A 22,423-nucleotide genomic window follows, 5' to 3' on the forward strand; every position below is an offset into this window, starting at 1 on the left:
CCCGGCTTGACCGTGTAAACGCCGGATGCGTTCTTCAACTCGAACGAGCCTTCTTCCACCAGGTTCGTAATCTTGATTTCGTAGGTCTTACGGGCCTGTTCGACAGCCCATACGGCGTACAACGTGTCGGCCTTGGCGCGGCTTTCGAACGCGTTCACAAATTCGTCGTTCAACTTCGTGAATACCTTGCCTGTCTCAGCGTTTGTAAGAGGTTCAAACGACCAGCCAACAAGCTTTGCATCAGTACGGTAGAGGTTCATCGGCAGCGTGTCGCCAATTACAAAGTTGCCCGTCGAAGCAAAGCCAATTCCGCTGAACACACTAGCCTCATCTGCATTAGCATTGAAGGCGAACGTGTAGGTCACAACATCAGAAGTTACGCTCAGCGTCACATTCTTCTGGAGAGCGGCTACTTCGAAGGTCTTGCCGTTCACGACGTTGAAGAGCCTGTTGCCGCTAACGTCTTCACCAGTGACGTTCGGGCCGAACGTGTATGCCGGTGAGGCGGCGGTGAACTTCACGCCGAGCATCATGCCTGCAAGCGTCGGGATTTCAACGCCGTTCGAACCGACATCGTACCAAGTGGTTTCAGAAGCATATACGCGATAAAGTTCGAAGCTTCCCTGTGAAGCTGGCATGCCAGAAGTAACTGAGAACGTCTTCGGTGCGCAACCTGAGCCCTTCGCGGTCCAGACGGCGTACAACTTGCTGACATCTTCACCCACAGCTTCAAGTGCATTAATCACACGGAGTGCTTCGCCATCAAACTCGCCTATCATCGCATTGCCTGCCGGATCCAAAGCCCAACCGGTCAAGCAAGCATCCGTACGAGCCATGACATCAAATGTCTGCAAGCTGCGAGATTGCGAGACGCTTTCAAGTGCATAAGTAGCACTGTATATCATGTCGGGGCTATAGAACACGGCCTTGCTGTTGTTATAGTTCTTGTCATAGACGAACCTGTAAGAGTTCTTCAAGATCGGAGCCTTGATAGAATCGACTTCAGAATCCACAGCGAAGACGCCATCGATTTCAGTCCAAGTAGAAGCCTTGCGGTAAGTAAACTTCGCTTCGGTATCGAGAATGTAGTTCACGCCACTATTGACATCGAACGCGACGCTATTGAACGACACATCGTTATTGGATGGAATCGTATAGTTCGCGGTTGCGACTTCGTAAGTGCGTTCCGCAGACTTGCCACCCCCCAAATCGAATGTTCTCGTAAACTTGTACGTACCCTTGTCGGTATAGGCAAGCTTGACGGTCACGCCGGAGCTTGTGCAAGTGCCCCAGTAAGCGTAGAGCGTTGCAGGAGAAGTCTTGCCGAGTTCTTCGAACTTCGCGATGAGAGCGTCATTCAATTCCGTGAACAGACCATCCGTCTTGTCGTCTGCCGTGAACGTATAACCCTGCAAGCAACGACCATCGCGGTACATCGCCATCGGGAAGCTCTTGTCCGTACGGTTCACGCTGTAGTTCGCCTTCACAATCCAGTTATCGTCAGCGTCTGTCGAGAACGTTGCGTCAGAAATGAGCGAACTCCAAGAATCACCGAAGTAAGCGGCCCCCTTGTCGTTCGAATTGAATGCGAAGGTATAGACGACCGCAGCAGCATTCACACTAAGCGAAACATTCTTCTGGGCGGCTGCAACGGTGAACATGCCGCCGTTAGCCACATCGAAGAGGCTAGAGCCGTCCGCATCGCGACCAACGACATCTGCGTCGAACGTGTAAGCCGGAGACGCAGCGATGAACTTCACGCCGAGTTTCATGTTTTCAACCGTCGGAATTTCAAGGCCGTTAGCACCGATATCATACCACGTGGTATCAGTACCAAGCACGCGATAAGCCTTGAAGCTACCCTGAGCTGTCGGCATATCGGATGTGATAGAGAACGTCTTCGGTGTGCAACCAGCACCCTTCGCCGTCCAGACAGCGTACAACTTGCTGACATCTTCACCCACAGCTTCAAGTGCATTAATCACACGGAGAGCTTCGCCATCAAACTCGCCTATCAACGCATTGCCAGCCGGATCCAAAGCCCAGCCCGTCAAACAAGCATCCGTGCGTGCCATGACTTTGAGCGACTGGAGAGACTTCGACTGAGAAATGTCTGCAATCGTGTAAGTTGCGGCATCGACCTTAGACGGACTGTAGAACACAGCCTTGCCGTTATTATAGTTCTTGTCATAGATGAACTTGTAGGAGCTCTTCAAGATCGGGGCCTTGATAGAATCGACATCGGAATCCACCGTGAAGAGGCCATCTATTTCAGTCCAGGTAGAAGCATTACGGTAAGCATACTTCGCTTCGGTATCGAGGATGTAGTTCACGCCACTCTTGACTTCGAACGCGACACTATTGAACGACACGTCGTTATTGGACGGAATCGTATAGTTCGCAGCCGCGATTGTGTAAGTGCGTTCTGCAACCTTGCTATCACCCAAATCAAATGTTCTCGTAAACTTGTACGAACCCTTGTCGGCATCGGTCAGTTTAACTGTTGCGCCGGTAGCAGAGCAAGCATCCCAGTATGCGTACAATGTTACAGGAGAAGCCAAGCCGAGTTCAGCAAACTTGGCGACGAATCCATCATCCAATTCAGAGAACAAACCTTCAGTTTTGTCATCTGCCGTGAACGTGTAACCCTGCAAGCAGTAACCATCGCGGTACATCGCCGTCGGGAAGCTCTTGTCAGAGCTGTTCATGCTGTAAGTTGCCGTCACAATCCAGTTATCATCAGCGTCTGTCGAGAACGTAGCGTCAGAAATGAGCGAACTCCAAGAATCGCCGAAGTAAGCGGCCCCCTTGTCGTTCGAGTTGAACGCAACAGTATAATCAACAGCATCGGAAGTTACGCTGAGTTTTGCATTCTTCTGAGCGGCAGCAACTTCGAAAGTCTTGCCGTTCGCAATGCTAAGCGGAGCCGTTCCACCCACATCGATCGACACATTATTGCCGAACGTGTAAGCCGGAGACGCAGCAGTGAACGTCACGCCAAGTTCCATGCCCTCGAGCGTCGGGATTTCAAGGCCGTTCGCGCCGACATCGTACCATGTGGTATCAGTACCGAGCACGCGGTAAGCCTTGAAGCTACCCTGAGCGGTCGGCATAGCAGATTTGACCGTAAACGTCTTCGGCGTGCAACCCGTGCCCTTCGCCGTCCAAACTGCGTAGAGAGTATCGACGTTCGTTGCAAAGGCAAGCGTGCGGAGAGCTTCGACACCGAATGCATCGATGACATTGTTTCCAGCAGCATCCAAAGCCCAGCCCGTCAAGCATGCATCGGTACGGGCCATGACCTCGAACGACTGCAAGCTCTTCGATTCAGAGACATCATTAATCGTATAAGTAGCAGCATCGACCATGGACGGACTGTAGAACACTTCGCTTGCGTTATCCCAATTCTTGTCGTAGGCAAATTTGTAGGAGTTCTTCAAAAGAGGAGCCTTGACGGAACCGAGATTAGAGCCAGCCGTAAGCATATCGCCAACCGTGTAATCGGTCCAAGTATTCGCACTGCCAACACCCTTGACAGCAATAGCAGCATTATCAAGAATCACGTCGGTAGCCGTCACATCAAACGCCACGCTGTTAAACGAGATATCATCTGAGGGGACTCTGAAGTCCGCAGAAGACACAACGTATTCACGAGCCGGGGTCGTCGTATTGCCCAAGCTGAACGTTCTAGAGAATGTATAGGAACCCTTGTCTGTATCAGCGAGATGAACAACCGTTCCTGCAAGAGCGCAAGGAGTCCAAATTGCATACAGCACCATCGGATTGTAGCGACCATGCGGAATCGTAGAACGGTTGTATTCTGCAATGACAATATCATCCAATTCCGTATATGTTGCATAGCCGTTATCGGAGAAGGCGTAACCCTGCAAGCAGTTGCCGTCATCGCGATACAAGGCCATCGGGAAGTTCTTGTTGGCACTTTCAACAGTGTAATCCGTTGTCACCATCCAATCACCAGTCGTCGCATCCGTCTTGAACGATTCCGCAGTCATGAGATCCTGCCAAGAATCGCCGAAGAATACATTCACCGGAGCGTTTGCATTAGAGTTAGCAATAGAACTTGTGTTTTCGTTAAACGCGAAGTAGAACTTCACAGCATTGCCGTCCATGGTAAGCGTCAAGTTATTCTGGGCCGCAGCAACGAGGATAGTATCGCCGTTGGTGACCGTTCTTGTATCCACACCATCGCTAACGGTAATTTCCGTACCGAAGCTATAAGTAGAAGCGCCCGTAAACTTGAATCCGAGAGCCATGCCTTCGAGCGTCGGGAATTCAAGGCCGTTAGCACCGATATCGTACCAAGTGGTATCAGAATCAAGCACGCGGTAGGCCTGGAAGGTCCCCTTTGCATCATCCATACCAGAAACGACCTTGAACGTCTTCGGTTCACAGACACCTGCTTCTGCAGATTTCCAAACGGCGTACAACGTGCTGATATCTTCGCCTTCAGCTTCAAGCGCATTGAGCGTGCGGAGTGTTTCGATATCGAACAAGCCGACTTCCCTATTACCATCAGCATCCAAAGCCCAACCTATCAAGCAAGCGTCTGTACGGGCCATGACCTCGAACGATTGCAGGTTCTTTGACTGCGTATCGTCAGCAATCGTGTAGAGTTCACTGAACTTCATATCTGGGCTATAGAACACATCCTTGCCATCGGCAAAGTTCCTGTCGTAAGCAAACCTGTATGTACTCTTCAAGACCGGAGCCTTGATAGAATCGACATCGCCATCCACAGTGAGCTTGTCGCCAGCCGTGTAATCCGTCCAAATTGCAGTCGCATCATCACCCTTGACCTGAATCTTGTTCTGAGTATCAAGGATATATCCAGAAGTATTGCCCATCACAAATTCCACATCCGTAAACGACACATCATTGTTCACAGACGGAATCTTGAAGTTATCAGTAGAGGCTTCATAAACGCGTTCTACGGTCGAGTTACCGATATCGAACGTTCTCGTAAACTTGTACGAACCCTTATCCGTATCCACAAGTTTCACAGTCACGCCATCCGTGCATTCGGCCCAGTAAGCGTACAGTGTCGTAGTTGTAGCCGGATCCTTATTGAGGCGAGCAAACGCAGCGATAAATTCATCATTGAATTCGCTATAAAGGCCATCAGTATTGTCGCCATCAACAAAGGTGAAGCCCTGCATGCAGTAACCGTCGCGATACATCGCCATCGGGAAACTCTTGTCCAGACTGTTCACGCTGTAGTTCGCAGTCACAGTCCAGTTTCCGTCATCATCTTCGCCAGAGAATGATGTTGCGGTCATGAAATTCTCGAAGGAATCACCGAAGAACGATTTCTTCTCATCAGAGCCTCCTGCGTTTTCATAGAACGCAAGCTTGTAGCTCACGGCATTAGCATCTACGCTGAGCGAGATGTTTTTCTGGGCTGCGGCGACATAAATCGTATCGCCGTTGGTCAAAGTTCTCGGAGCGACCCCCGTCTCGGTTATAGCTACATTTCCATCGAACGTGTAAGCCGGAGAAGCCGTGGTAAACTTGATTCCGAGAGGCAAGTCTTCAACAGCCGGGATAACAATTCCGCCGTTTTCACCCGGAGCAACATTGTACCAGAGCGTATCATTGGAACCCGTTCCGACAACTTGATAGACCTCGAACTGGCCTTGTTCAGACAACGTTTCCGTAGTGACATTGAATACAGCAGGTGTGCAGTCCGTACCGGCATCCGCCCAAACGGCATACAGCGTGCTGATATCTTCGCCTTCAGCATCGAGCGAGTCGAGCTTGCGGAGTGCAGCGGCGTCGAATGCATCAATAACCATGCTACCAGCAGCATCCAAAGCCCAGCCCGTCAAGCAGGCATCTGTGCGGCCCATGACTGTAGTAGGCTGCAACGCGACAGATTCCGACACATCGTCTATTGTGTAAGTCGCATCATTCAACTTGGAAGCGCTGAAGAACACATCGCGAGCTTCAGTCCAGTTTTTGTCATACGTGAACGTATAACTGTTCTTGAGGAGCGGCACATTGACGTACTTGACATCGTCCGTCACGTTGAACAGACTCCCCTGTGCAGCCACAGTCCAATCGGAAATTGCATCCTTGCGGTAAGCAATTGCAGAATCCGTATCCACAATGACACCGGCACCCGACTGGGTAATGAAGCTCCAATCCGTGAACGAGATGTCGCCATTGACAGACGGAAGCGAGACATTTGCAGCCGCAAAGGTATAAACACGTTCCGGAGTAGAATCGGTACTTGCGGCACCGAGAGCAAACTTTCTTGCAAACCTATACTGGCCCTTGTCCGTACCGGCGAAATTGACGTTCGTTCCGCTGACCACGCAATAAGTATCCCAGACAGCGTACAAGACCATCGGATTTGCACTAGAGTAAGAGCCACGATAGTATTCGGTAACGACAGCGTCTTCAAGTTCTGTATATGCAGTCGTACCCGTTGCAGAGAACGCGTAACCCGACAAACATGCGTCATCGCTATACAAGGCCATCGGGAACTTCTTCTGAGCACTCGTCATGCTGACATCGTATTTCTTCGAAACAATCCAGTTGCCGTCATTAGCGTCAACCTTGAACGAAGCAGAATTGATCAAGCCTTCCCAGTCATCGCCGAAGTAAGGCAACGAAGCCAGTCCCTCGGAATTTTCGTTAAACGCGAAGTGGAGCATATTTGCAGTATTCACCACGCTGAGTTTCACGTTCTTCTGGTTAGCTGCGACCGAGAACAGTTCGCCATGAACTGCCGTAGCCGTGCCGTTATCAAGCGTAAAGAGAACATTCGATTCGTCGTCCGCATTGACACCGACAATTTCATCACCGAACGAGTAAGCCGGAGAAGATGCGATGAACTTCACGCCGAGCTTGATTCCAGCCACAGCCGGAATATCGCTAGTAGCGGTGCCGACATCGTACCAGAGTGTGTCATCGGCGCTAGATCCGTTCACCTGATAAAGCTTGAAGCTCCCCTTTTCACCCATGCCAGAGACAACCTTGAACGTGCTCGGGAGCGAACAACTATTATCATCCCAAATAGCATACAGCGTATCCACCTGAAGCGAGTTTTCTTCTCTCTGCTGGATCAAGCGGAGGAGATCGGCATCGAACGAGGTGAATCCGGAGGTTGCATCCTTATCGAAAGACCAGAATTCGAAGCACTTATCCGTACGTGTCAAGTCATCACCGCTGTAGAGCGGGACCGATTGCGTCACATCGTCAAGGACGTATTCTTTTTCCTTGGTGAAGTTGCCGACATAGAACGTATTTTCACCATCTGCATTTGCATTATAGACAAACGTGTAGGTGTTCGTCAAAAGCGGAGCCTTCACAGAAACATCTCCAGTTACCGTGAAGAGACCTGTAATATCATTCCATGTAGATGTGACAGCATCTGTCTTGGAGCTGAACGCAGAAGCTTCATCCCAAACAAGAGTTTCGCCCGTAGCAACATCAAAGCTCATTCCCGTGAACGAGACATCGCCATTGGAAGGCACTTGAAGTCCTGCAGCCGGAACGCTATAGACGCGAGCCGTTGTCGAATCTGTACCATTCAGGTCAAACTTGCGAGAAAGCTTGAGCAATCCCTTGTCTGCATCACTTGACGTAATGGTATATACAGTTTGGTTAGCGCAAGCCCCCGTGTTCCACTTGGCGTAAAGGGTCGCAGCCCCCGTAATGTTACGAGCGGCAATCTTATCGACAAGAGTCTGCGTCACAGCGTTGTAAAGCCCGTCAGTATCGTCATCCTTATCAAGGGTGTAACCTTCGAGGCAATTGCCTGCACGGTAAAGTGCTTGCGGGAGTGCATCGCTGTACGGAATGCGGAGCGTGATGACTCCGTTATTTTCGGAAGCATTTTGGTCGATGTAGAGCTGCCAAGAATCGCCATAGAACACATTGCCAGAAGCATTCGCGTCGAAAGCGAAATCGTAAGCATTCGCACTCAAGCCACTTACAGCGAGCGATGCGACCGAAGCTCCAGTAGAATCATTAAAGTGGTAAATAGAATCATTTGCAATATGGCGAGCAATAGCGTTGTTTCCGACACCATAATGCACGGTATCCCTAGCATTGGCTGCAAGCGTGTAACCGAATGCAGGTTCAAATTTCACACGGTAATGGATATTGTAATTCTTGAGCAATTCAACAGGAGTTTCTTTATTGACGACACGTTTAACCGAATCGCCATCGACCACCTGGTATATCACGAACTGGCCCTGCGACACAGGTACATTGGTAGAAACTGTGTATGTATTTTCGGAGCAGTTTCCTGTACCCACGGCAGACCACACCGGATACAAGTTATAAACAATCTTCTGGATAGGATCGCCATTTCCATCGACCGTATTGACCGTGACATCAGCAAGAGGAATATGCTGCAGCACGTAAAATTGGAGGAAGTCCAAATTGACATATCCATTCGTAGAATCCGGATCCGGGGCGATATTCCAGCCATTGAAGCAGGCTCCCACGCGATCGACGGTCGGGAATTCGATATTTGCATCAACAGTCACATTCTCTATGGACTTATGAAGATTATCGAGATTTTCACCCTTCACCACATAAACCAAGCTATCCATATTCACGTGGAATACAAGATCGAACTTGTTCAGCGAAGTCGCCGCATCGAAGGTATAGGCAACCGTTTCACCGGCAATTTCTTCGACATGCCAAGATTCATCCGCATTCTTATCGACTGCGACAGGCCCAACAGATGCGGAACCATCCACAGGTTCATAGGAATACGACAGCGTGTAGTTTTCAAGGGTATAGCCGAACTCCGGTTTCGTATTTACTTCGTCCAGATAGAAGTCGTAGCCCGTACGGACTGCACCGCTAGCATCGGTGTATGACGAAGATTCAAGTACGATACCACTTGCAGCAGTAACAGAAGGAATTACATGGCGTAACGTATCGTTGCCGAACAACTGGTACAGTGCAAGCGTAGCATGGCTGTTGCCGTTTTTCAACACCACCGATGTCGTCGGAACGCTCGTGCAAGCATCCCAGATGGCATGCAATTTCGTCGGATGTTCGTCATCCTTGCTAAATACATGGTAATTATTTACACTGAACACCTTGTAGAGAGAATCCTCATCAGCATCAAACGAAGTGGCATCTTCTTCAGACCAGCCCATAAAGCACATATCCGTGCGGAATGGTTTCCAAAGTACGAGAGAATCCTTGTCCATATCTATCTTGAGCGTACCCGTCGGGGCAGCACCTGTAGGCAGATACACTTTTGTAGAATCCTCGGCTCTCGTCAAGGACAAATCATAAGTCACATAGGTCGGATTCAGTTCCGTAAAGCGGACGTGCCAAGAACCGTCATCTCTATTATCATCCCAAATATCAAGCTTGTCGCCATTGTGGAAAGCTTCACAGAATGATCCATCATACTTGTCTGCACAAACAGATTCAAAGAAGTATCCATCTTTAGCGACAATCTGAACTTGAAGCTTTGTCCCTATGTCATTGCCATCACTATTGAATACCTTGGGAACATTAATGTACGGAACCCCATTTTCATAATCTAACTTATGCGTAATCTCAATAGAATCGTAAAGGCTTGGCGTTTGCGATGGAATGGCCAGCTTTTGAACAAGGTACAAATGACCCTTAGTGGTATCAATATCCACTTTAATACGGTGATACTGAGCTAAAGCACAATCCGGGTTATCGTAATCAGGAACAAGCTCGTTGTTGACAAAATTACCATTTGCCGACGGAGTCAAGTACTGCAATTCTTCCTTGATATCAAGAGCGTTGTGCAGAGCACCATCGGGCTTCCAATAGATTCGGCAGCCATAAGAATCATAGAGTTGCGGAGCCTTCACGGTACTTGCAGTCACATCGTCTTGAGTGCTGAACCAATCCGTTTCGTATTTGTTGGTTGCAACAAGCTTATTCGCAACAAAGATGTCTTTATCCAGCAAATCGCTTGGAATGACGAATTCCAAATTATAAATATGCGGTATGAATTGGACTGTGAACTTAGACGGTCCCATGTTCGCTGTAGAATACTTCAACACTGTATCCGTAGCGACATTCAAGCCCCAATCTTCATCGGCAGGTGCAGTATCCCAATTATGTTCATACCCCTTCAATACCATCGCATATCCCGGTTCCGCCTTTGCCGAAACGTTAAACGTCAACGTATCGTCGCTTGCGGATGCAGGCACGTAAAGGCTATGGTAGAGATCCGAACTCGAATTGAAGCGAGATTCTTGTTGGAGCGTCACATTTCCACGCGTCTGAGAAAGAACGATATGACCATGGTAAGCATCGGCATTCGTCACTTCATTGCCATCGTCATCGACGGCCACGACGTAAATCGGAGATGCATCAAACTCGTCAATCCATGGATAAGACTGCGAACGACCATACGCCACTTCGGTACGTCCAACCGCATTGATCGGATAAATCGTCACATCTGTAACGGAGACATCGCCATTAGCAGCATTTTCCAACAACGGCGACGTCAGCTCCGTAAATGCAACGTTATAAATTTTTTCTTGTTCGAAATCAAACTGGTCTTGAGTCTTGTGGCTCCAAGCTAGCGGATAGAATTTTCCTGTAGAAGCAGAATAGATATACGCTTTCGGGAAATTGCGTTTTTCGGCATCCAAGCTCATTTCCTTGGCAAAGTCACCACTATTGCCAAAATCCCAGCTATTGCCGAAGACGACCAAAGAATCTTTATGGACCTTGCTATCCAAATCAAACGTCACATTGTAATTGTTAGCCGTCGCTGATGGATTGATGTTTATATAGAAATCATCCCATGTAATTCCACTTCCAGCAAGGCTCTGCATCCCCACGTAAATGGAGTCCAAATAAATAGTATCATTTACAGAAAGACCCAAAAGTTTCCAAGCTCTGCTTGTGTAATCCGCAGCAAACGTCGCCGGACTCACAACATAATGGTCCATGACTCTAGTAACTCTAGTACCTTGACGTGCAGAATACCCGAATTCAAAGGCCCATGAATTAAACGTGTAGCCAAAATCAAGAGGTTCAACAGTCAAAGCCAAAGGCACCGGCATCCACATATTATTGAGCGATTCTGGATATATCGTGTCTTTAAGCAAAGGTTCGCTCCATGAACCATCAGCACCACGACCGAAACTAGACACCGCTAACGAGACATTGTTACCGCCATTGGAAACCTTGATTTCATTCGCACTAAAAGCCAAATCAGACACATAATACAGATGAATTGTATCGTTATAACTATTCGAATAATCCAGAGATATGATATCATCCGGCATATTTTCGAAACTGGTTATATTCAAAGCACCCGTTTCAGGAGCACCACTCTGGTCCTTAGCATTGATTTCATAGAAACTCGGCAAGATATAACCAGAATTACCAAATTCGTCAGTTTGCATCAAAGGCGGAACTAAAGACGTCGTAATCGGTGATACAAATTTATCTACAGGAGCAAGCCCATAAGCATACCTACTCCCGTTCTGAGGATCAGCTAGCAAGTCCTCTACAAGTTTTTCTGTACCGGGTTCACAACGGCCATTGCCGTCATCATCACAGAAATGATTGACAATGTAAATCCTGACACCTTCACGGTATAGGTATATTTCGCTTCCGTCAGAATATACAGTCGAAGTGTTCACAAACTCGCGTTTGTTGTTTTTAGAACTATACCAATAGTTATCTTCACCCAAAAGGCTATTGACAAACGCGACATCGTCCGAAATGAGATTTCCATTAGCATCCGTATAAAGAATTAAAACTTTGAGGACATTATTACCACTTCCATAAGTTTCATACTGACGATAACCTGCAGCAACAGAGTCTTGCAATATCCCCTTATGAGCATCATCGGCTAAATTTTCGTAAGACTCGACATCAAAAATCACCGGAAGAATAGCCTTGTTGACTCCGGCTGCAAATCTCGGCAAACCGTCATTTACACTCTCTTTCTCCGTCCAATTTTTACCATTCAAATTCAATACGGCAGCCATGAACCGACTCTTCATCTGCTCGTTAGAGATTATACCATTCCTATAGAATGTAGTGGTCGATAATACAGGTTTGTCTGTTGCATAGTACAACGTACCTGCCACAAGGCTCCCCACCGCATTGCGAATATTGTGAGATATACCAACATTATTATTCCACTGAACTGCTGTAAGAGAACCGATTCCCTGTTCAGCCCCTTCATCATTCGTGCCATAATGATAGTTGGACTTTAGGTTCAAGTCAAAACCAGCAACATCGTTCACGCCACCCACCAAGTAACCAAGAGTCGAAGACGTGATTCCCGTTACATCGCCGATAGTGTAGTTTGCGTTAATAACAATCGTCGTCGGATTATCCGTGTCGGCATTATTTAAATAACCGACGAGACCGCCTGCATAAGCACTGCTTCCAGAAACTCGGACATCGGCATGAACTGCGGCAAACTCTATATCCAATGCATTTTCAGAATACCCAACAAGTCCACCGGCGTATTTTTGGCCATAGACCTTGACATTCTCCACAATGGCATCTTTCAGAATCAAGCCACCTCTTCCGAATACAGCACCCACAATAGCACCACGGAATTCGGAATTGGTCACCTTGATAGAAGCCCCCGGTCCCATGTTGATTGGATTTTGAGGATTAATGAAATTTGATAAATTAACGGAATTTATGGTTCCGGAACCCGACACAATAATGCCAACGACAGAATTTTCAACATCCGATTTGAAATAGGCACTATCAAAGGCGAGTTGCCTCAAAGTACCATTCATATTTCTGATAAAACCGACTTGATTTTCTCTGGAGCCGCCGACATAGCAAAGTCCGGTAATGACTTTGTAGCCTGTCATATTGGCAAGACCAGAACCACCAGCATTAATAGTCTGTTCTTCGCCCAAAGAAATCATCTTGCCCTTAAAGGCATCGTTACCGTCGGTATAATTACCGTCGTTACAAACAACTTCGTTCGTCGCTTCGTTGAAGGTCCATCCCGCAAAACGGATATCCGTATTCACATTAAGCACACCGCTTGGATTATTGCTAAGCCAATCCGTTATGTGAGAATAAGCATCTTTATAAGTACTCCCTACAGAAGCATTCTCATTGAACCAATATTTATAGCAAGTGGCATCCGTGGGCAATTCGGAATTATCATATTGCCCAAAGCCTAATTTATCGCCATTTTCTGTAACGCAGAACTGCTTTTCTATCGGCACTGTAGGAGATTTATAACCATAGACAGTATTTCCGTTTGTATAAGTCGCAGAAGAACTGAATTCGCTGGTACTATTCGACCAAGAATCGTCCGTAGCCAAAAGGCTCAAGACAAATTCTGCATCCGCAGTTTCAATAGCCCCCGTGTTGTCCGTATAAAGAACGATTCCCTTGTGCTCTGCATCGATTGCGTCAAACTGGCGCAATCCCGCTGCGACAGAATCCTTCAAGATTTTCTTGTTAGCGTCAGCGGCTTTGGCATAGAACGCATCCAAATCGAAAGATACCGGATAAATCGGTTTCATGGAGCTCGTCGCAAATACAGGCATATCATTGTAATAACCAGGAGATACGCTCCAGTTAGCCTCATCCGTATTCAGCACAGCCGCAAAACGACGGTTCTTCATCTGTTTTACAGGAATGATACCGTTGTAATACGATTCTGTTGTATTCGTAGCCGCATCATAATGATGGACCGGCTTTGCATCATAGTACAAATCGCCATCAGCAGCAAGGCTACCATCAATTGCATTGCGGAAGTTTCGTGCGATAAAGCCTGAACGTGAAGAGTTCATTGCAGGATTATTCCATACACTACTTTCTGTTGTGTATGAGCCAATACCAAACTTTGCCAATTCATCATCTGTGCCATAATGGTAGTTGTCGGTTATGTTATACTGAATATTAGTTCTACCTTTCACAAGGTAACCTAATAAGTAGCCAATGTAAGCCGATTCCCCACCCGCGCCTGTTTTCTTGATATTGCCGACCGAGTAGTTATGATTGATATGTAAATAAATTTCATCAGAACCATTTGCAATCCAATCAAAATTACCCACAAGGGAACCCGCAGAACAATACGTTCCATTGCCATCGCACAAAGTAGTGATATCGGCAGAAACTTTCGTTTTCTCGATAGTCACTTCCCCCCCACGATAAACCCCAAGATAGCCTACAAGGCCACCGACATATTTACCATCAACGGAACCTGTCGTAGTGCATTTCTTGAAATTGATCTCAGTGACGTTAGTCAAATAACCGAAGAAACCGCCGCCGTAATGAGTTGAATTTACGACAACCGTATTATAATCCATTAAATCAGAAACATCAACGTAATCCGCAGTCGCATAACCAATAGCGGCACCAGCGTAATAACCATTCACCGTAACTCCGCTTAAATTGATTTTTTCAACATGAGCATGATAGTTTATTGTAGAGAGAAGGTCCGGATCGGCAGCAATCTGCACATAGCCTGTAATAGCACCTGCATATTTGGCCTCAAATACAGAATTTGAAATAGTTATCGAGCTTAAAGAAGATACTTTAGCGCCGTACAAAGCAGTACCAGCCTTAGTATCTCCGGAACCCGTCAACTTGAAGAAAACATCCGAGAAATTGACAGATCCAAAGCTAGCCTTTTCACTGTTCACTTTGACAAAACCGACTTCGGCGTCGTCAGCATCGGACGTATAGCAAAGACCGGCTACATTATAAGTAACATGCCGTTCAGACGGTTGGCTCACGAAAGAATCGCCATTTCCAAGTTCTAGGAATTTACCATTGAACGCATTAGGAGCATTCACACAAACGGTATTTCCACTATTGTCGGGTTCGTTTCCTGCAAAATTGACATTTGTAGTAAGGTATATCGCTCTTTTCTCAGAACCGGAATTATTGCCATCCAACCAATTTTGAGCGAATGTAGAAGCATCGTTGCCACTGCCATTGAACCAGTTGATAAAGCATGTTCCGTCGCTAGCTAACGGTTCATCGCGTTCGACCTGACTGAAATACAAATGCGTATTATCAGTATCATATTCTTTAAAGCAGAAGTATTGCGTCAAAGGCGACGATGAGTATGTGTAAACGGCTTTGCCATTGCGATACTGCGTGGTCGCTGACAAACTAGGCGTTCCCGACGTTTTTTTCCATATAGAATTTTCGTCCAGAAGGCTATTGACAAAATCGACGTCCGTCGAAGCAAGCAAGCCCTCGTTATCCGTAAAGAGCACGATTCCATTTTGATAATCGTTGATATATTCCATCGGATAAGTGTCGCTTGCATTTTGCAGCACGCTCTTCTTTTCGTCACTGGCTTTGGCATTGAAGTCACCGAGGTTAAAGCTAACCGGGTAAATCGGCGAAAGGCTGTTGTCCGCAAATATCGGCAAGCCTTCGTTTAACGTGCTTATAAGATCGTTCTTTATAGTCCATTCGCCGCCGTCCATATTCAAAACTGCGGCAAAACGTGCCGTTTTCATATCATCGACATCAAGGATACCGTTGTCATACGATTCATCGCCGTTCTTGATGGGCTTAGGTGCATATTGCAAATCGCCATCGGCAACGAGCGTGCCCACCGAATTGCGGAAGTTGCGTGCAATGACGCCGGTAATTTGAGCTTGAGAAGAAGCCTTCCAATCAATCCAATCGTCAACCAAATTATTATACTCATCTGTTCCAACTGCTCCGATGCCCTTGGCGGCCACAGTGGTGTTTTCCCCATAAAAATAGTTGTCCGTCACATCAAAGTTGATATTGCTTATATCAAGATTGTCTTCGAAGTCGATGGACGATACCAAATATCCGGCATTTCCACCCAAAGGAATATCGCCCACCACATAGTTATCTTTTATTTTGAGCTTCGTCTCGCCGGAAGTTGCGACATGGATAGTGCCCACGAGACCACCAGACGCCAAACTAATGATATCCCCCTCGACCGTTCCTACAAAGTTCGAATTTTCAATCGTATATGCAGCATTTGCATATAGCTCTGAAGAAGGAGTCTTCGTTGTATTCAAGTACCCAACAAGGCCAGCCGGTTGTAAACCCTTAACGGTACCACTGACAGAAACATTTTTCAAAGAGATTTCTTTATTGGCATTATTGATTCTGCCAAAAACGCCACCAGTACCACTCCAACAATCACATTCTACATAAACGCCACTTAACGACACGTTCGAAACAGAGAGACCATTCGTTGCAGTAACAACGGCTGCGATACCGCCAGCAACATCACTGTTAATTTGTTTATAATTAACAATCACATTTACATTTTTCATCGTTATATCTTTTATAAATTCAATTTCACTCATCCTTGCAGATATAGCACCCGCATAGTACTTTGATTTAAAAGTCGAATTCAACACAGAAATATCGCTCACAAGACTCGGGCTTTCGTAAAATTCTATAAGCCCCACCTCACCGCGACTACCTGATACATTAAAGAAAACATCCTTAAATGCAAGTTTTGTCACATTAGCCGAAACATCACTGATTAGAGCAAATTTTGCATCATCGCCATAAGCATCAGACGTATAGCAAAGCCCGGCTATGGTATCTATCTTGCCAGCCTCGCTTGTAATTGCGTCATTTGCACCTAATCTCAGATAATGTCCCTTGAACGCATCGGGGGCATCCACGCAAACTGTAGTTCCGTTTTCATCAATACTTCCAGCAAACTCTATCTTTTCCGAAGTCAGAACAATCGAACCCTCGTTATTGTCTAGCCAGTTTTGAGCATAGGCGTATGCATCAGGAGTTCCGTTTGAATGGTCAGCATTGTCTTTGTACCAATACCCAAAGCATTTTTTGTCTGTACCAGAAGGATTTGAAGCAGATTCTTCTTGGCTGAAATTCAAATTGCTTCCGTCCTCTTCGAAGCAGAAATACTTTGTTTCAGTCGTCGATTTGTATGTATAAACGGTATTGCCGTTAAAATACTGTTCCGGAGTATCGGTGTCAAAAGTAACTACTTGATCGTTTTCATCGTACCAAGAACTCGTTGTGCCATCTACAAGGCTATTGACAAAGACAGCTTCATTCAAAGAGATGTAACCTTCATTGTCCGTAAAGAGGTACAATTCTTTGTGTGCCGGATCTACATACACAGACGGATAGTCAATACCAGCATTGTTCAAAGCCGCAATTTGCGTCTCGTTGGCCTTTTCATCAAAATCAGCCATTTTAAATTGTACCGGATAAGACGGAGAGTCACCGATTTCCCTAATTACAGGGAAACCTTCGTTTACAGGTACTCCAGCAAAGCTCTTTACTGTCCAAATTTTTTCGCTCTCGTTTGCAGCACCAAGATTCAAGACGGCCGCCAATCGAGCACTCTTCATTTGCTCTTCAGAAATCATACCGTTAGCATATTCGCTCCAATCATCAGCAATTATAGGCAACGAAGAATGATAACGCAAATCACCATCAGGGCTATAGATAGAAAGGTTCTGGTCAGAACTACAGAAGTTGCGCGTAATCGTGCCTGTAACGCCCCCAACTGTAGAAGGATTTTTCCAAGCATCAAATCTTCCGATTCCAACGTCTCCAGAAGAACCTTCCGTTATATAATGGAAGTTATCCGTGACATCAAACGAAATCATGCGTTTTTTATCTTCAGGAGCACTATCGAAATAGTAGGGGCCAGCAACTATAGCACCAATTAAATAACCGACATAAGAATAACTTGTATATGAGAATCTGCCCTTTGAGAATGTATTTTTTATGGTAAGATTTGATACTGATGTGTTTTCATCAAAAAATGCAACACCAACAAGACCGCCCAAAGAGGGCATATTACTCACATCATCTTTAGTCACAGAAACATGACCAAGGACTTTGACATTTTGGATAGAAAGAGGAGCCCCGACATCTAACGATATAACACTTACAAGTCCTCCAGCATTATCATAACCAATTATATTCCCATCTACAGAAACAGATTGGATTTCAAGTCCTGTAGAGCCACCGAAGTAACTAATTACCCCCCCCGCAGAATAACTACCATTTAAAGAAACCTCACTCACGCTTATATCTGAGACTAATGTTGGCGATGTTTTATTATAATACGATGTATAAGACATTCCACCAACAACACCCCCCGCATCTACGCCATCAACCTTGACGTTGCTTACGGTTTTATTTGCTATTGAATCACAATCTTCAATATCGCCAGCAATTGCACCTACATAATAAGCTCTAAATTCCGAATTTACAACTGTGATATGCTGAGATCCCAAAGAAACACCTCTCTCAAGCATAAGAACGCCAGCATTCTTCTTATAGCTATCGGTACCCAGCTTAAAATAAACATCCGAGAACGCGACATTGTCAATTCCAACACCCCCGGTTATATAGACAAAACCAATCGATTCTGTCACATCAGACTTATAGCAAAGCCCTTTAATCGTATCGAGCTTGCCTGTTTCGCTTTGAATCAAGTCACCACTACTCAGAGTCAGATACTTGCCCTTGAACGCATTCGGAGCGTCAACGCAAACTGTATCTGTAGGATTGCCGTCATTGTCAACGAGAACTTGCTTTCCAGCAAAGCTAATGGAATCCGATGTCAGAACGATTGTACCTGCATTCGAGTTCAACCAAGCTTGTGCATAAGAATAAGCATCAGGAGTTGCTCCGTTTGAATGGTCCGCATTGTCATCGTACCAATATTCGAAGCAATCTTCACCTGCAGGTGGAGCGTCCACGTCTTTAACTTGGCGGAATTCCAAACTTCCATTTTCTTTAAAGCAGAAGTAGTCTTTGGGTACAGAAATGGTCCAGGATTGAACATCAGAAAAAGAACCATCGAACGAAGTGACTGGATTACCGTCGCCATCCACAATCGATACAGTCGCACCCGAATTGCCATTAACGTAATCAATAATCTTTCCCAAGTCCGTTTTTAAATCACTGGTCATTTCGCCGTTTTCGTCGGTATAAGAGACCAAGCCCGTCTTTACGGCTATTGGAGCATAAGGGATATAAGTGCCATCTCCAGAATTTGAAGAATCGCGTATGGATACGGGTTTATTCGTCAAAGATTCACTTTGAGTAGATGTCAAATTCAAATATGTTGTTTCCAGAAGCACCAAATGGTTCGGCTTGTCGGAGCTTTCGGCAAATGCCGGGAGACCATCGTTGACTCCGCTTTTAGAAACCCATACCGCAGGTTGCCCTTTAGATTCCAGATTGTAATTCATAAGGGCAGCAAATAAAGCCGACTTCATAGCAGATTCTTTGGCAACGCCATTTGCAACACGGACTAGAGGCCATTTCGCATCAGAACCCCATGCTCTAGACCCTTCAAAGAAATCCATATATGACGCGACCTGATTTTTTTGAAGATCATTCAAAACATTGAAATGGTAACCAAACGATTCATTTGCAGAAAGTCCGGACACTTCATTGCGAACGTTGCCAAAAATGTTCCCCTGATTTTCGACATCGTTTGTTCCATTATTATTATCGTAAAGAGAACCTTGAGCCCAAGAATTACCATAGGAACTCGGGTAATTGCCGACACCAAGAGAAACTGCATCCTCAGTGTTGTAGTGGAAGTTGTTGTAAAGGGAATCCTTTGCAGACAATTGCAGCCCAGAAGAAGAAAACTCGCCAACAATATAGCCCCCATTTCCTTCAATCTTACCTAACGAATAAGTATTCTTGACTATGATATGTTTATCGCCAAAACCATCAACAAGACCAAGCATGCCACCAACTTTTTCGCCAGAAAGATCGATACTCGACCCAATAGTATTAATCATCAAATCCGTAGCATAAGCATAACCGACGATACCACCCACGCAACCAGACGTAGAAACAATACTTCCATCAATCGTGGAATTTGAAACGCTCGTTTTATTCGAAGAAAAGTAACCGGCAATGCCACCCAAAGTCACATCTTCAGGCATTTGAGGTGCAATCGAATTTCTTATCGACAAACTAGTTGCGTTCACCCCAGAAATTGAAACGTTTCCGCCTGTAACAGAACAGGAAATGCCGCCAAAACAGCCAGACTCGTTATAATTAAATGCTGTTCCAATATCTTTCGATTCGTATTGAACATTTTCCAAGGTTATGTTTTCTATGGCAATGCTATTATCAGAAGACACAGTGGTCCTATACACCAGACCACCCATTCGTTCGCCATTCAAGCGAGCATCCTTAATAGTCACATTAGAAACCGAAGCATCAACAAGTTCATATCCCAGCACCGCCCCGAACTGAGCTTCTATATAAACACCGTCAAAAACAACGTTCTGGAAGGTTCCGCCTTCAAGTTTTTCAAATAAAGCAAAATAACTGTCATCAGTATTCGATCTGTAGCACAATCCATGAATAGTATGGTTTTGTCCATCGAAACCGGCATGCGAACCACCGATTATAGCTGTCAACTGTAAATTACACCCATTGTTCGTGGGACTCGTGGGGTCATAGCCTCCAAAATCGAGGTCGCCATCCAAAATGATTTTGCTAGACTTATTATTAGTAGTTTCAAGATTTTGAACTACACCTTCCCAGCATGTAATATCTTCGGCTGAAGGAGGATCCTCCGTGTAACGTTGCGACAACTTGCATTCGTTCTTCGAATCGTCACATACCAAATGGAAGTACCAACCAGCCCCAAGGCAATTCGTACCGTAGAACGTTATTGCCGGGTCAGCGGCATGGGCAGAAGGAGCAACCAACGAAGCACACAGCAGAAGGAGTGCCGTCAAGACGTAGAAAACCGGATTTTTAGCCATAACAACCCTTTTTTCAGAATATATTCTAATGTAAATATAGTCTTCTTACAAGAAGATTACAGAAAGATTTCCAAAAAAGGAGCAAATAGGAGTAGGAATGGCGGATTGAGATAAGTGGTTCGCTGAAAAAAACATGATAAAAAAAACCGAAGCAGACGCTCCGGTTTTCATTTACTTTATTGTAAATAATTCGAGTTACGCATCGAAATCGGCAAGTTCTTCTTCTGCTTCCTTCAAATCAGCGGCGTCCGGCCCTTCGAATTCATCGTCATCCGCTTCATCCAAAGAGTCGCCACCCATAGCCCCCAACTGGTATTCCACCTTGCGGGCTTCCTTGGACTGTCCCAAGTGCAAGATAGTGGCGCATTCTTCGCAGTAACCGAGATGCTTATCGACCCAGAATTCCGGAGAAACGAGATTTCTATTGCAGCGAGTGCAAATCTGCGTCGCGGCTTCACGCGTGAACGCGGCATTCTGCTCTTCGAGCTCCTTCAAGATGCGTTCCGTCAATTCTTCCTGTGTTTCTTCGGCCAAGGAAATCTTGTGACGGATAGCGGAAGTCGGTTTCTTTTCAAGGTTCTTCATTTCTGAAGTCACCTTTTTCTTGTTAGCACGTTCTTCCTGTTCATCTATTTCGACAAACATAATGAACTTGCACGGTTTCTTGCCGCCTTCAAGCAGAACCGAGTAGGGATACTCGACTTTAGACGAAGATTTTTTCGTTTCGTGTTTTTCGTGTGTTTCGACGACTTCCATTTTTTCCGTCTTTTTATCCGATTCCTTGTCGGCAGGCTTCTTTGCTGCAACCGCAGCTGCCGCCTTGACTTCTTTCTCAGGAGCAGCCACGACCGCCGGTTCAACTTTTTTCACGGTCTCCGTTTTCTTGGAAACTTCGGTCTTGGAATCCTTCACAGCAGGCTTTTTTGCAGGAGCAACCGCCGCAGTTTCCTTTTTTGCAGGTTCCTTCTTTACGGGAGCTTCCTTTTTCACGACAGGCTTTTTTGCTGGAGCAGCCTTAACCGGAGCTGCCGGTTTTGCCGGAGCAGACTTCTTGGCAGGAGCTTCTTTCGCTGGAGCCGCCTTTTTAGCTGGGGCCGCCGCCTTTGCAGGCTTCGTTTCGGCAGCCTTCTTCGGAGCCGGCTTAGCCGTTTTCTTTTCAGAAGCACTCGCCTTTGCAGGCGCTTTAGATGTCGCTTTTTTGGAACTCATATTTACTTCTTTTCCACAATTGTAATGTTCAAAATCGGATCGTTCACGTCAATACGGCAGACCGCATCATGCCCTTCGATGACTTTACCAAACACTGTATGCTTACCATCCAAATGCGGCTGCGGGAGATGCGTGATAAAGAACTGCGAACCACCAGTATCAGGGCCGCGATTCGCCATGGAAATTACACCCGTCTCGTGCTTGAGGTCGTTCTTTTCATCATCAATGGTATAACCAGGCCCGCCCGTTCCGTCTCCATTCGGGTCGCCGCCCTGAATCATGAATCCCGGAATGACACGATGGAACAGAAGACCATTGTAAAAGCCCTTGTTTGCAAGATCGACAAAGTTGGCCACCGTATTCGGAGCAGCCTTGAAGTTCAAATCGACAACGATTTTTCCTTCGTGAGTCGTAATCTCAGCAAGTATTTGGGAAATTCCCGTGTAGTCCTTGTTGAATTTTTTTCCTTCGGCAAAAACATTTGC

At 46.1% G+C, this 22,423-nt stretch carries 3 protein-coding genes; all 3 read right to left on the reverse strand.

What is annotated here, in order from left to right:
* The coding region (locus IKG78_RS18655; RefSeq protein WP_290946326.1) for a hypothetical protein at nucleotides 1–20,729 on the reverse strand (20,729 nt) is incomplete at its 3' end.
* 195 nt (nucleotides 20,730–20,924) lie between these two features.
* Nucleotides 20,925–21,938: a hypothetical protein gene (locus IKG78_RS18660; protein WP_290946328.1), complete on the reverse strand. Its 1,014-nt coding sequence runs from the start codon at nucleotides 21,936–21,938 to the stop codon at nucleotides 20,925–20,927.
* A 2-nt stretch (nucleotides 21,939–21,940) separates the two neighbouring features.
* Nucleotides 21,941–22,366, reverse strand: a complete 426-nt coding sequence (locus tag IKG78_RS18665; RefSeq protein ID WP_366075869.1) for a peptidylprolyl isomerase — start codon at nucleotides 22,364–22,366, stop codon at nucleotides 21,941–21,943.
* Nucleotides 22,367–22,423 lie beyond the last annotated feature (57 nt).

It is taken from the genome of Fibrobacter sp. (assembly GCF_017545445.1).
GTDB lineage: Bacteria > Fibrobacterota > Fibrobacteria > Fibrobacterales > Fibrobacteraceae > Fibrobacter.

Coding starts and splice junctions, on each gene's coding strand:
- IKG78_RS18660 (WP_290946328.1), bottom strand. CDS start 21,938: ATGAGTTCCAAAAAAGCGACATCTAAAGCGCCTGCAAAGGCGAGTGCT.